The organism is Streptomyces sp. NPDC001373, assembly GCF_042895815.1.
Lineage (GTDB): Bacteria > Actinomycetota > Actinomycetes > Streptomycetales > Streptomycetaceae > Streptomyces.
Map to the genome: position 1 here is coordinate 430414 of NZ_JBIAWQ010000006.1, position 12619 is coordinate 443032.

Annotated in this window: 10 protein-coding genes and 3 pseudogenes; 5 read left to right on the plus strand and 8 right to left on the minus strand. The window is 71.4% G+C overall.

Features of this window, described 5'->3' with window-relative positions; all coding sequences use genetic code 11:
* Window positions 1-31: 31 nt before the first annotated feature.
* From ACFY15_RS17485 to ACFY15_RS17495, 3 genes are read right to left on the minus strand one after another with little or no spacing between them, the layout of a single operon-like run.
* Window positions 32-1687 carry an FAD-dependent oxidoreductase gene (locus ACFY15_RS17485; protein WP_390690500.1) on the minus strand — a complete coding sequence of 552 codons (1656 nt, stop codon included), beginning with the start codon at window positions 1685-1687 and terminating at the stop codon, window positions 32-34.
* Complete coding sequence (locus tag ACFY15_RS17490) at window positions 1618-2346, minus strand: class I SAM-dependent methyltransferase (RefSeq protein WP_390690499.1); 729 nt, start codon at window positions 2344-2346, stop codon at window positions 1618-1620. The genes ACFY15_RS17485 and ACFY15_RS17490 overlap by 70 nt, the downstream gene beginning before the upstream one ends.
* A complete protein-coding gene (locus ACFY15_RS17495) occupies window positions 2343-3581 on the minus strand; it encodes a lycopene cyclase family protein (RefSeq protein ID WP_390690567.1) in 1239 nt (412 codons plus the stop codon). Before ACFY15_RS17495 ends, ACFY15_RS17490 begins: the two co-directional genes overlap by 4 nt.
* Window positions 3582-4305: 724 nt before the next feature.
* Here ACFY15_RS17495 and ACFY15_RS17500 point away from each other — a divergent pair.
* From ACFY15_RS17500 to ACFY15_RS17510, 3 genes are all read left to right on the plus strand, one after another.
* Window positions 4306-4746 (plus strand): hypothetical protein, encoded by a 441-nt coding sequence (locus tag ACFY15_RS17500; RefSeq protein ID WP_390690498.1) that lies wholly within the window; start codon window positions 4306-4308, stop codon window positions 4744-4746.
* A 359-nt stretch (window positions 4747-5105) separates the two neighbouring features.
* Window positions 5106-5255 carry a hypothetical protein gene (locus ACFY15_RS17505; RefSeq protein WP_390690497.1) on the plus strand — a complete coding sequence of 50 codons (150 nt, stop codon included), beginning with the start codon at window positions 5106-5108 and terminating at the stop codon, window positions 5253-5255.
* A 462-nt stretch (window positions 5256-5717) separates the two neighbouring features.
* Complete coding sequence (locus ACFY15_RS17510) at window positions 5718-6449, plus strand: hypothetical protein (RefSeq protein ID WP_390690496.1); 732 nt, start codon at window positions 5718-5720, stop codon at window positions 6447-6449.
* 204 nt (window positions 6450-6653) lie between these two features.
* Here ACFY15_RS17510 and ACFY15_RS17515 read toward each other — a convergent pair.
* A pseudogene (locus ACFY15_RS17515) lies at window positions 6654-6866 on the minus strand (transposase); the annotation flags it as partial.
* Between the two features lie 305 nt (window positions 6867-7171).
* On the opposite strand from ACFY15_RS17515, the gene ACFY15_RS17520 reads away from it, so the two are divergent.
* Together ACFY15_RS17520 and ACFY15_RS17525 are read left to right on the plus strand one after the other, a co-directional pair.
* Entirely contained in the window at window positions 7172-7498 is a 327-nt protein-coding gene (locus ACFY15_RS17520) for an STAS domain-containing protein (protein ID WP_390690495.1), read from the plus strand.
* Between the two features lie 228 nt (window positions 7499-7726).
* Window positions 7727-7834: pseudogene (locus ACFY15_RS17525) on the plus strand (IS5/IS1182 family transposase); the annotation flags it as partial.
* 113 nt (window positions 7835-7947) lie between these two features.
* Here the strand turns inward: ACFY15_RS17525 and ACFY15_RS17530 are convergent.
* The 4 genes and pseudogenes from ACFY15_RS17530 to ACFY15_RS17545 all read right to left on the minus strand — a co-directional run bounded on the left by ACFY15_RS17530 (window position 7948) and on the right by ACFY15_RS17545 (window position 12099).
* Window positions 7948-8691 carry a 2OG-Fe(II) oxygenase gene (locus ACFY15_RS17530; RefSeq protein ID WP_390825743.1) on the minus strand — a complete coding sequence of 248 codons (744 nt, stop codon included), beginning with the start codon at window positions 8689-8691 and terminating at the stop codon, window positions 7948-7950.
* Between the two features lie 755 nt (window positions 8692-9446).
* A pseudogene (locus ACFY15_RS17535) lies at window positions 9447-9719 on the minus strand (transposase); the annotation flags it as partial.
* 294 nt (window positions 9720-10013) lie between these two features.
* On the minus strand, window positions 10014-10829 hold the full coding sequence (locus ACFY15_RS17540) for a class I SAM-dependent methyltransferase (protein WP_390690565.1): 816 nt from the start codon (window positions 10827-10829) through the stop codon (window positions 10014-10016).
* A 580-nt stretch (window positions 10830-11409) separates the two neighbouring features.
* Window positions 11410-12099 carry a hypothetical protein gene (locus ACFY15_RS17545; RefSeq protein ID WP_390825734.1) on the minus strand — a complete coding sequence of 230 codons (690 nt, stop codon included), beginning with the start codon at window positions 12097-12099 and terminating at the stop codon, window positions 11410-11412.
* Window positions 12100-12619: the final 520 nt, after the last annotated feature.

A 12619-nucleotide genomic window follows, 5' to 3' on the forward strand; every position in this document is an offset into this window, starting at 1 on the left:
GCCCCGCCCGCGCGCGGCCGCCGCCCAGCGCTCAGGACCGCGCCGCGACGCCCGCCACGAGCCGCAACGCGCGCGAGCGGCCCGCCCGGGGCACCGTCCACAGCACCTGTCCCCGCACGCCCCAGCCGGCGAGCAGCGCATTGGCCGCGAGGAACCCGGTGGTGGCCGCCCGCTCCATCAACGCCACCGGAAGACCGCAGCGCACCGCGTCCCCGGCCAGCATCACCCGGGGATCCGGCGTGCGTACCGCCGGGCGGCGCCGATAGCCGCCGACCGGGAAGAGCGGGCAGTCGGACCGCCACTCGTGGCGGGAGTCGACGATGCGCGCGGTGCGGGTCTCCGGATAGATCTCCCTCAGCTTCGCCGTCAGCCGCTCCTGGACCTCTTCACGGCCCGCGGCGCCGTCGACCGCGTAGGCGTGCAGTTCGACGACCGAACCGCCCGTGCGCCCCGCCCAGCGGGCGGCTTCGCCCTCCCACCGGTCGAGGACGCTGATGTTGTCCAGGCCGTCGAAGCCCGCGGTCCCGAGGAAACCCGCACGCCGCGGGTCCACTGGCCTGTCCAGCCAGAGCCGGGAGACCAGGAACGCGGGAGCGGTCCGCAGGCCCGCGACCTCCCCGCGCCAGGCGGCCGTGCCGAGGCCCGGCGAGGCGGCCACCGTGTGCCGCAGGCCCGGCACGTCGAGGGCCAGCACAGCCGCCCGGTGGCGGACCGCAGCTCCGTCGGTCCGCACTTCGAGAGAGCCGTCGGGGCAAGGGCGGAGGCCGTGCACGGCGGTGCCGGTGCGTACGTCGGCCCCCAGCCGCTGCAGGTAGGCGCCCAGGGGCTCCCACAGGGCCTGCGGGAACGGCTCGGTGGGCACGTCGAACAGCAGGCCCTCGGACGAGCCGAGGAAGTAGATGTGGAACATCAACAGCAACTCCGCCGCCGACAGTTCCTCCGGATCCGAGAAGAAGCTGCGGGAGAACACCTCGAACGCCAGATGGCGTGCGGCGCCGGGAAAGCGGATGCGGTCGAGGAACTCGGCGGCCCCGATGCCGTCGTAGCGCTCGTACACCTCGGGGACCCGCACGTCGAGCAGCGGCAGGGCCGCCCGAGGGTCCATCGCCGCCAGGTCCCGCCACCCGAACGTCGGGCTCAGCGCGACGAAGCCCAGCGCACTCCACGGCGGCGTGCGCGGCACCCGAGCGAAGCCGTCCGTCGCCCCGCCGCTGTGACGCAGCGGATAGTCGGGCAGCGGTGCGAGGCGTGCGAGTGCCGGGTCCGTCCGCCGCAGCAGCCCCCTCAGGTTGTAGTACTGGCGGAAGAACGCGTGGAAGCCCCGGCTCATCGTCACCTGCGAACCGTCCGCCAGCCGGGTGGGCCACCCGGCGAGCCGGCCGCCCAACGAGGCCTCCCGCTCATACAGGGTGACCTGTACGCCGCGTTCGGCCAGCGCGGTGGCCGCGGCCAGTCCCGCGATCCCCCCGCCCACCACCGCCACGCCCGGAGCGTCCCGCCGCTCGAAGCGGGCACGGCCCGGCGCGGGCAGCACGACCTCCGCCCGCCGGTCACGGCCGCGCCGCGCCGGCCCGGCCCCCGTGCCCGGGGCGCGCCCGAGGCCCTGGAGCAGGGCGCTCACCGTGGGGCCTGCGGCAGGCCGGAGGCGTTGCGGGCCGTGAAGGTGTGGACGATGCCCGTCTGCCATCCGGCCACCGGAGCCGCCCGCACCGAGGTGAACCCCGCCCGGCGCAGCCGGTCCGCGAAGACGGGCGCGGTGTCGAAGGCCGACACGCTGCCGCACAGGTGCCGGTACAGGTCACGGTCCCCTGTCATGGTGCCCGCCGGTACGATCACGCACCGGCTGACCGCCTGCCACACGGCCCGGTGCTCGGCCCGCCCGCTGAGGCTGTACTCGTGCGCCACCAGCCGCCCGCCGGGGCGCAGCACGTCGCGCACCGCGGCCAGTACCGCGTCCGGGTCGGTGACGTTGCGGAACAGGTAGCCGGCGAACACCGCGTCGTACGGACCGCCGCCCGCGTCCGGCAGGTCCTCCGCCGCGCCCTGCACGAACCGCACCCGGCCGGGCCAGGGCTTGGCGCGCGCACGGGCCAGCATGCCGGCGGAGGCGTCGACGGCGGTGACGCGGGCGAGCGGCGCGGCGCGCAACAGCGCCCGGGTGGACGTCCCGGTGCCGCAGCCGAGGTCCAGAACGTGCAGGCCCGCACCGCCGCCGGGCAGTTGCAGGCGCCGTGCCGAGCGGTACAGCTCGGCACGGTGGCCGGGGTTGAGGGCGGTGAGCCGGTCGTAGGAGCGCGAGGCGTGGTCGAAGGCCTGGGACAGGTCGTGGTCGCGGAGCAGCGTCACCGCGCGTTCTCCTCGGGTTGGGGGGCCGCCATGGCCCGGGGGCGGGTGCGTCGGCGCAGGAAGGGCAGTTCGGCGGCGGTGCGCAGCATCGGGGCGACAGGGGTGCGCAGCCCGATGCCGAACTCCTCCCGCGGCGTGGTCTGCCCGTCGAGGAAGCGCAGCAGCCGCTCGCCGGGGACGGTCCGGAAGAGGTGGGTGAAGAAGGCGGCCCCGTCGATACGGCCGGCGTCGATGCCCCGCAGGAGGACCGCGTCCATGGCGAGCGCGCGGCGGCCGTGCGGTGGTGGCACGATCTCGCGGCGTCCCGTCCGCAGCGCGGCCGCGATGTCCCGGCTCTGCCGCTGCAGGGCGGAGAAGGTGTAGCCGGTGGCGGGGCGGGTGGCACCCCCGGCGGCCCCGATCCGGTACACGGACGGCCCCACACGCCGCGGGAAACGCGCGTCGGTCATGGGGATCACCCCCTGCTCGTCGGAGAGGACGGCGTAGGGGCCCAGCCGCAGTACGCGACCCGCGTAGTGGCGCAGGGCGGCCTCGTACCCCGCCGAGGTCAGGGGCGCGCGCGAGAACTCGGTGTACTCGACCAGCGCGTGATCGGGGGCGAGGGGCAGGACGTAGCCGAAGGCCACACCGTGCCGGGGCTGCGGCACCCGGAAGTCCATCAGATCGGCGACCCGCGGGTCGAAGCGCGCCGAAGCGGTGCGCACGAACCAGCCCCGGAAGTGCTGCAGCAGCACCGTCCGGGCGGGCGGAAGGGCGGGCAGCGGCCGTGAGTCGAACACGTATCGCCCGCGCAGCTCCAGCCGGCCGCCGTCCGCGAGATCGCACCGCACCTCGGCACCCCCCGGGCGGTCGCGGATCTCGTGTACGGCGCCCCGCACCAGCCGGGCCTGCGCATGGTCTGCCAGCCCGCGGTGCACCAGTTCTTCCAGGGCACCCGAGCGGATCATCCGGTAGGTCATGGGGGAGGGGTCGCTGACCACGGTGCTGCCGTCAGGGCCGCGAACCCGCAGCCGCTCCCAGGAGGCCGAGATGGCACCGTCGTACTCGCCGGAGCCCTCGGCCCAGTGGCACCAGGTCCGCTCAGGGGGCCGCAGCGGCCCCTGGGGCGGCTCCACCACGGCCACGTCGGTGATGCCCGCCCGCGCCAGCCGGTGCGCCAGGCTCAGCCCTGCGGCACCGCCTCCCACGATGACGACCTCGGCGGCCGCGCGGGCGGCCGGCGCCGCGTCGGCCAGGCGGGGGCCGGGCCCGTCCGCGGTCGGGCTCACCACGCCTCCGGCTCGCTTGCGAGGGCCGGCCGCTCATGCGGTGCGGATCCGCTGGTGCACACGCCGGGGGCCTCCTGTGCTGCCGCGGTGGGGACGACGTCCAGTCTGCCGGGTGTCAGCCCTCACCGACGGCAGCCCCACGCCGTCCTCCCACCGAAAGAGGGCCGGGGCGGCAGCCGTGCGCCGGGGAGACCGCCTGCCAAGGCCGGCGGCGGCCCCTGTCCGCAGGACCGACGGACGCGGCCGTCCTGCGCCGACCGGCCTGTGGAGCCGAGCGGCCGAATCGTGCTGCCGAAGACGGGCGTACAGGGCGCCTCGGCCCGCGCCGGGGTGAGCCACGTCCTTGCACTTGACGTACACACCCCGCAGTCGTATGCGACCGTCTCGTCACCCCCTGCGCCACGGACTCGCTGCGGCCGGTCACGCACGTGGATCATCCATGCGCTGCCTCCGCGGCACGGGCACACCACGGTATGCCGCAGGATCCGGGCATGGTCAGCCGGCCTTGTCACGTCGTCGGCGCGGCGGGACCAGCGCGAAAAGGGGCGGCTCGTATCCGAAGGGGGCCCGCTGCCAGGGCGTGGCAGCCGCGGATTGCGGGGTCCGGTGGGCTGTGTCAGCGTGGTTAGCCGGAAGCTCGGGGACGTCAGGGGCGGGGACGACCCGAGGAATCCCGGACGAGGGGAAACCCATGAGGCACATTCCGAGTACCGCCGTGAGCGCGGCCGCAGTGCTGGTCCTGTCCGTCGGCGGAGCTTCCGCCGCCTTCGCGGCCGATCCGAGCCCGAATTCCAGTGCGGCGGCTGCGCAGTTGTGCGCCGACCTGAACAAGCTCCGTTCTGACGCGACGGCATTGTCCGGACTGGATCCTGCGTCAGCGACGAAGGGCCAGGTCAAGAGCGCGTACGACGACGTCAAGAACGACTGGGACGCGGTCGCGAAGTCCACGGCGACATGGAGTGCGTCACAGAAGGAGGCCGTGAAGTCCGCGGCGGACGGGCTGAAGAAGACCTGGGACGGCCTGCCGGACAGCACCACCGGCGCCGAGGCCGCCACCCAGCTGAAGCCGCAGGCCCAGATGCTGGACAGCGCGGTGAAGTCCGCCCGGACCGGCCTGAAGTGCCCGGGCTGACCGAACTCGGACCCATGACGGGTGATCCTCGCGGCGTGTGACTCACGCTGCGGGGATCATCCGGAACCGGCAGGCGGCCGGATCGCAGGCCCCGCCGGTTGAGGGCCGCCTCCCGAGGCCGGGGAGGCGGCCCTTCACGTTACGGCGCCCGGCTCGATGCTGTGGGCCTTGACCGCCCATCCCGGCGCCTTCGCCGGGTCCTCAGGGGGCGCTGACGTCGGGGCGGTGGATCCGGCGGGAACCGCCGACGCCGCGGCGGCAGCCGCCCCCCGGACCGCCGCTGGTCCGTCCAGCCGCCACCCGGGGGCCGCCCCTGTCTGGCGGACTACCTGTCCGGGGTGCGGGCCTGCCTGGCCGTCATGTCGGTGCCCTCGTCCATCGCCGTCCCCTGGGCGGCACTCGGGGCGGCGCTGGGCGCCTGCGCACTGCTCGCAGTGGCGATCTCCACCGCGTCGGCCGCCCTCACCCTGCGCACCCCTCCGGCGGACCTCGCGGGCATGCGGGAGTAACCAGCTCAGGGCGCGGATCAGGGAGAGGACGCCAGAACCCGCTCAGCTCGTCGGCCGGGTCCGTACAGAGCGCTGCGGTCCGCCGGAACCGGTCGCTGTGGAGGTCGTCGTGCTCAGAACCGGCGGATCCGCCCGCGCAGGTCCTCTTCGGTGAAATCGGATATTTCCGGGGCATTGGATTGCCGATTCCCATGGAATATAAAATTCCACATTGGTGGATTCTTTGATTCCGCACGGTTGGCCCGCCCCGGTCGGCTTGTTGCCTCAGATGAACCTCAAATGCTTGAAGATCGATTGACCTGCGAGGGAGGCCTCGGGCACTCTTTGGGAGGCGCGACCGCGGGGAAACGGAAAGCGGACGCGCAATACGGGGGGTCGGGGATTTTGCGCGCGTGACACGGTGCGCCTCTCCTTTCCCGCCCGGATTACCTGAGTGCAAGACCAAGAGGAGAGAAACCCGGTATGCGTTCCGCGATCAGAAAGAGCCTTACCGCAACTGCCGCTCTGGCGGGAATCGCCCTGGCCGCGCTGCCCGCGACGGCCCAGGCGGACGACGGCGTGGTCTCGCAGGCCACGCGGGCCGCCAAGTACCAGGCCTACCTCGCGATGAAGGCCGCCGCGGGCGACGCGCAGGCCAAGGAGACCGCGCAGGGCTTCACGGCCCTCTCGGACGCCCAGAAGACCCGCTTCCTCGACCTCATCGAGGACCACTCCCTGATCAGCCAGATGTTCGCGGCCGCGGAGTCCCCGGCCGCCGCGGGCATCACGCGCACCGTCCTGGCCGGCGGCGACGTCGTGGTGGAGCGCGAGTCCGCCGGCGGTGACGACGCCGCCTCCCCGAACAGCACCCCCGCGCTCGCGGCGGCCGGCTACCGGGACATGTGGGCCTCGTACTCGTACACCGACACGTTCCTGGGCGTGAAGGTCTCGCGCGTCTCGGTGCGGACGAACTTCCAGGTCAAGGGCAAGGACACCACGAAGGTCTACCCGGGCAGCGCCTACCACTACCTGTACGTGCCGGGCTGCGACTTCTCCCACAGCCCGGTCAAGGAGTGGATCTCCTCGCCGCCGGCCGACAACGCCCAGAGCGAGACCACCTGGACCGCCTCTTGCTGGGGCAGCTCCTGGGACAAGCGCGAGCGCGTCTGGGGTGACTACCGCGGTTTTGTCGGAGGTTATCTCAAGGACGCGTAGAAATTTCCCTTCGCCTGCACGGGCCGAATGCGACCCAGTTTGTGCCGGCCTCGGACGCGAGGACGGCACAGGTCCGGTGATTCGTCCAACCGAGTGCGCATGACTCACCCCGCCCATCCTCGCTCCGGTTTTACTATTTATTTTCAGGATGCCGGTAGCGCGCTGCGGAAATTCTGGAACGCCCGTTTCGTCAATGGCGTATCTACTGATCCTCATTGCCTCGTCGGCCACGTCGTCGTCGAATCCGACGATCATCTCCCGCTCGGCGACGGTCTCGTCTTCGAGGTCGACCGAGCGGAGTGCGCGGGGCATGACGCGGGCCGGGTCGGCGATGACGAAGGCGTCGCGGGCCTCGGTCCTGGCCTCACCTGGATGGAGGCCGGCTGTCCGCCGCATCGGCAGTCCGGGCAGACAGGCCCGGCCGTGAGGAAGAGCGGACAGGTGATCGGGACGGAACGGGTGGGCATCCGGTCGGGCCCGTCGGGCCAGGCGGGGTCTGCGGCGGCCGGGCGGGCGAGGGCGCCCGGCGGCGTGCGGGCTTGCCCGAACTGGGTCAGCCACCCTCGGAACCCCGGCATCGCCCTGTCTCTCGTCACACGACCGTGGATTGCCGCGGCTTACCGTGCGCTGAAGGCGTACTTCGGCCGTTGACCGCCGGCCGAGTGCGCTCCCGCGCGGGTGCAGACTGGAGGGGGAGCGCCGGAGCCGTGTGGGAGGCCGCTGTGACAGCTGAACCTCAGTCCCAGCCGCCGGATGTGGTGATCACCGCGGTGGACGGCCGGCGCGCTGAAGTGACCCTGACCGGCGAGGTGAGCGCCGTCGTCCTGCGTGATCTGGAGGAGCGGCTTGCTGATCCGCGCCTGCGCACAGCCGAGCACTGGGTGCTTGACCTGCGCGGAGTGACCCGGATCGAGCTGGCGTGCGCCTACGCACTGCTGCGGGCCGTCACGGAGCACTCCGGGACGACCGTCGTGCGCGGGGGACGGCGCCCAGTGCTGCGTACCCTGCGGCATGCCGGCCTGGACAAGGCAGTCAAGATCGAGGAGTAGGCCGCCCGGACGCCGGCGCGGAACGCGCCGGAACCACCACGGAACCTGCGACCCATCTGCACGGCCCCGGCCGAGGGAGCGCGTCCTGGCATGAGATGACAGCACCCCGCCGAGTCCGGCGCGGGCCCGGACGCCGAAGTCGGCAGGGCCGCGGTGGCTGCGGCGACGGCGGTCAGGGTGGCCCCGGCCCGGCGGGCGGTTCGGCGTGCAGGGGCGCGGGTGGTGGACCGCCGGCTCAGACGCCGCTACGAGCGCCATCCCCGCAAATACCCGGCCTTCCTCGGCATCGCCGCCGCAGCCCTCTGCTGCTACAGACGACGCGCCCGCTTCACCACACAGGACACGGTCTCACAAGGGATCACGGCATGCGCTGACCCCGTACGCCGACACGGCCATGGATGAGCGAGTACCACGTGGCCCCTCCTGTGCGACGGTTGGCTTGCTGTTGCTCACGGCACATCTATGGGCTCGTAGAGCACATCGGTTCTGAGAATTGTTTTCGTGCCCTCAAGAATCGGCGCCGAGTCGTGAAGCGTCCGATGCCAGAAGAGGAGCGCATCGCCCGGTTCGGGGCGGTGGGTGCTCAATATCTCCTCAGGCCTTGCGAGCCGGGGCCAGTCCGAGAAGTCGCGTTGCGCAAAGGGAAGATCGTTCTGCTTGTCGGCGATGAACCGCGTTTCTCCGCCCACTGCCTCGTACGACAGGTAGACGACGACCGTCAGGAGAGTTCGCCTTCCATCGGGGGCGAAATAGGGCGAATCGTAGTGCGGGACAAGAAGTCCTCCGTGTTCGTACGTGATGAAGCGCATGCGCGGATTGACGGCCGCCGGCTTCCAGGGTCTTCCGTCTGAATCCGTCGGTTCGTCCGATCCCACTTCAAACGACAGAAACGTCCGCAGTCTGCGGTAGAACTCTGCCGCCAAGGCTTCGGAGTCGGCCGTGGCGCGGAGATGGGCGACCGGATCCCCCTCTGTATAGTTGGCGGCAATGCCGTCCCGGCCGACCGGAACAAAGCGCTGGACAGCCAGTTCGGCCGCGAATACCTTCACTTCAGCCGGAGTGAGGAAGTGGCGAATCACCCGGGCGTCGACGTTTGGGATCTCTGACGCGATCGGGGCCCATGAGTCATCGGCAGATATTCGGCTCAGCGTTTCTTCGGAGAGCTCAAAGGGATTCACCGGCATTTCGAACATGCTCACTTCTCCGTCCTGAGGTCATCGTCGATACCGCCGTGGCTGTGGACCCAACCGCCCGGAACACCCGCGGGCGGCGCACTGAGGTGAAGGGCGGGACTGCCGGCCACGTACTTGTGCGCGTTGAATCCGTGGAGGGACTCGCGCCCCGTGGAGTCGATGCCTGTGGGGAGAGGGGATCGCCGAGCGGTTATCGTCATGATGACGATATTAGGCCGGGGTGGACCCGCAAAGCAAGCAGGACGTACCCAACGCGGCGGAAGGGGCCGGGAGGTGGGGCGGGGACCGGCTCATGGGACTGCCGATGCGCGGTAGGCCGACGAGCTGGGCAACGGGCCGCCCTCCGGTACCGCCGGCCGGCAGCACCTCAACGAGCGTTCTGTCCTGGCCGCCTCGCCTTTGCGGCGGGACAGAGGGAGCAGCACGAGCAACGGGCGGATCCGCACCGACTGGGTGGAGACGGTGCCTCAGGACGGCATGCACCTGATGGAGACGCGCGTTGCGCGCACCGGATGCGACGCCGCCGAGACGCTCCCACCGATCCTCGCCCACGGCCAGGCCGAGGCGCACACCCCCGGCGACTGATCCAAACCAGCAGGTCAGACGTTGGGAGATCCCTTGTAGTCGTGGGCCTGGTAGCCGTGGCCGTCCTTGTGCCAGTCCAGGAAGACCGCTCCATTGCCATACGCGGCGCTGCCGGCCCGGTGGCTGATCACCGGAGTGCGCCAGGCGCCCTTGCGGGCTCCGCCGGACGTCTCTTTCTCAAGAAGGCGGGGACGGCCTCCCGCCCACTGAGGGTTCAGGCATGCGAGCCCGATCTCGTTGAAGCGGTGGATCACGTCGCGGACGGTGCCCTCGTCCGCCTGGACCAGCCGTGCGATGGCCGCGACGGTGCTGCCGCCGGCGGACGCCAGCAGCATCATCGCCCGCCTAAACCGCACCGAACTGGTACTGCCCCGCCGAACGATCTGCTGCAGTTTCTGACCTTCCTGCTCGGTCAGCCCGCGAACCCGGACCGGTAACGCCATGCCCGCCCCCATGCCTGCCGAAGTCGTCACATCCGACCAGCACAACGAGCAACCCGGCAAACCTTGCCGGTCACAGCCCTTAGCGCCCAGCTGGGGCACGGTGGCACCCATGTGCCGCCGGCCCCTTCACTGCTCCTCGCCGTGCTGCTCGCGGCCTCCGGGCGCGTCTCCGTCCACCCTGCCCCTATCCGGCCCGCCGGGGCCTTCGCCCCGGCGCCGCTGCCGCCAGACGTATTGTCCTGTGACAGTGAACCTTGACCGATTGCCACTGAAGTTTGACCGCCTGGAGGCGCTCTATCGGCGGACCGCCGAGATCAGTCCGCCGGGCCGCTCCTCGCGCTGCGGCGGGGTACTGATGGGGCGGCCGTAGGCGGCAGCGCGTTCGCGCAGGGTGTGGCTGTCGGCCTCCCAGCCGTGCCTGGCCAGCCAGCCCACCGGGTCGTCGGGCATCTCCGAGACCCACATGGACGCCGCCGATCCCGGCACGGCGTCCGCGCCGAAGCGCTCGATTACGCCGCGCGAGCCCAACGTCAGCCCCATTCGGCTGCCTGCCGCCGACTGCGCGCTGATCCGGGACAGCAGCAGTTCCACCGCGTCCTCGGGCAGATAGATCAGCAGTCCTTCGGCGATCCACGCGGTCGGCACCGCCGGGTCGTGCCCTGCGGCGGCCAGCGCGCCTGGCCAGTCCTCACGCAGATCCACCGCGACGGTGATCCGCTCGCAGCGTGCGACGGCCCGCTCCTGGCGCAGCACCGAAGCCTTGAAGTCCAGTGGCGCGGCGGTGTCGACCTCGAATAGCCGGGTGCCCTCGGGCCAGTCGATCCGGAAGGCCCGGCTGTCCATGCCGGCGCCGAGCAGCACGACCTGCCGGATCCCGGCTGCGGAGGCCTGCTGCAACAGGTCGTCGAGGAACTTCGTCCTGATGACGATGGAGAACGACACAGCCAGTCGGCGGCGGCGCGCGGCCTCGTCATCGGGCAGTGGGGGCGAGGAGGGCCATAGGCCGCCGGCGATGGCGAAGGCCTGTGCCAGTGGGTCGCGGAACAGCGCGTTCTCCCGCTCGGTCTCCAGCGCCCGCACTCTGGCCACCCCCACCGCCGTGGCCCACACTCCCGACGGCTGCACCCGCTTCTGCTCATCAGTCACCGTGCCAGCCTAGGCGGAGCCAGCTGTGCCTTCCGTTGCCGGTATGCCTTCTGGCGGCAGCGCTGTGAACATGTCCGGCGTTGTTGCCGGCAGGGTGCTCCTGGTAGTGGTCCTCCGCAGGTCTCGCAGGGTCTCGTTGATGCCGTGGGGGCTGGTTCGGGTGGCTGGAGTGGTGGTGCGGGCTGTGGTGTCGGCGATGTCACCGGCGGTGGAGAAGGCGGGTTCGCGGGAGGCTGCCTGAGCTGTTGGCGACGTGCTCGCCGGCGGCATCGGTCTGAGCATGTCCGGCGTGCTGCTGGTTCCGGAGATGGACTACGGCTGTCCCCGCTCAAGCACGACCACCCTCGTCCTCCTTTACGCCCTGCCACTCAGCCGGATCTCGGAGCTCACGACCACCCAGTTCCGGCGTACTCCGGGAAGGAGCGTTCCTCACACTGGGCCGCCACCCCGTGCTCGTCCCACCCCGCCTCGCCCTCCTGATCGAGGAACAGACGGAAGACCCGGGCACCGGATACGTCCGCCGCCAGCTCGACGACGGGACGCACTACCTGCTGCCCGGCCAGGCGCCGGGCAACGGACGGAGGCGTGGCGGGAGCGGGTCAGCAGCATCGGGGTGGAGGTGCCCGCCCTCGGCGTCGTGCGTGAGGGCGCTGTGGCGTAGCCGGTGGAGTGTCCAGCCGTCCAGGTCCTCGATGTCGTCGGGTGAGGCGAGGGGGTTGGCCAGAAGCCGGGTGTTCTCCTCGAAGATCTCTTCGGCCCGGCGGTAGGAGAGCCGGGCCCGGCCGGTCTCCTGGCACACGTCCAACGTGGGCGCCCCGGCCGGGGCCTTGCGGTCGGTGAGGAACAGCGGGCCGCGTGTGCGCCGGGCGATGAGCCGGGGCAGAAGCTGGGCGGTGCCGGACTGCCAGTGAGTCCACTCGGTCGCCCCGCCCTTGGCAGTGATCCTGCCGCGCTTGTCCTGCGGGTACAGGTCTTCCACGTTCACACACGGCACCTCGTCGGCCCGCGCGGCGGACTCGTAGAGCATCTTCCAGAACGTCTTCTCCCGCAGGGCGACATCGAGGCGCCACAGGGCGGCGTTCTGGTTCTCGGCCAGTGCCTTGGTGCGGTCCTGCGGCGCCGGCCGCCGCTCGATGCCGATCGTCGGATCACCGTCGATCCACCCTTGCCGCTGCCACCAGCCGATCGCCTTGCGCGCGATGGACAGCTCCCGGTTGACGTCGTCGGCGTCCATCTCGTCCGCCCGCGCCGCCGCCAGCTCGGCCAGCGCCTCCGGCAGCGCCGGGTCGTCGATCGCAGTGACGGGGAAGACGGGCGGCCTTGCCCCGGCGGGCGGGACCGGTCGGCGCGGGTTCGCCGGCGAGCATCCATCCCCACGTCGTCAGCGAGATCCGGTCGATCCGGGCGGAGGACTTCGCGATGCCCGCGCCGGTGAGGTACCGCTCCACCGCCGCGGTGTACATGGCCGGAGGGGCGGAGCGGGGCACCATGTCGCCCCGTTCCCAGCTCGTCGCAGTAAATGCGTACACCTCGCCCGCGGTGGCCGGAGAGTCCGCCGCAGGTCGTGAAGATCACGGTAGGTGGTCTGCCGCAGTAGATCCGGCATTTACTGCGGTAGTTCTTCCGGTTTCCGCTGGGCGGCTGCGGTGAGCTGGGCGGCTAGTGTCCTGCGCCGGGAATTCGATCAAGATATGAGGCCAGGCGTTCGAGGATCTCGTCGGCGCTCTTCGTCCAGGCGAAGGGGCGGGGGTTCT

Bases quoted from the DNA above. Each gene is read 5' to 3' on its own strand.
- ACFY15_RS17485 (WP_390690500.1), bottom strand. From the start codon at position 1,687: ATGGCAGACGGGCATCGTCCACACCTTCACGGCCCGCAACGCCTCCGG.
- ACFY15_RS17500 (WP_390690498.1), top strand. From the start codon at position 4,306: ATGAGGCACATTCCGAGTACCGCCGTGAGCGCGGCCGCAGTGCTGGTC.
- ACFY15_RS17505 (WP_390690497.1), top strand. From the start codon at position 5,106: ATGTCGGTGCCCTCGTCCATCGCCGTCCCCTGGGCGGCACTCGGGGCG.
- ACFY15_RS17510 (WP_390690496.1), top strand. From the start codon at position 5,718: ATGCGTTCCGCGATCAGAAAGAGCCTTACCGCAACTGCCGCTCTGGCG.
- ACFY15_RS17530 (WP_390825743.1), bottom strand. From the start codon at position 8,691: ATGTTCGAAATGCCGGTGAATCCCTTTGAGCTCTCCGAAGAAACGCTG.
- ACFY15_RS17545 (WP_390825734.1), bottom strand. From the start codon at position 12,099: ATGGACGCCGACGACGTCAACCGGGAGCTGTCCATCGCGCGCAAGGCG.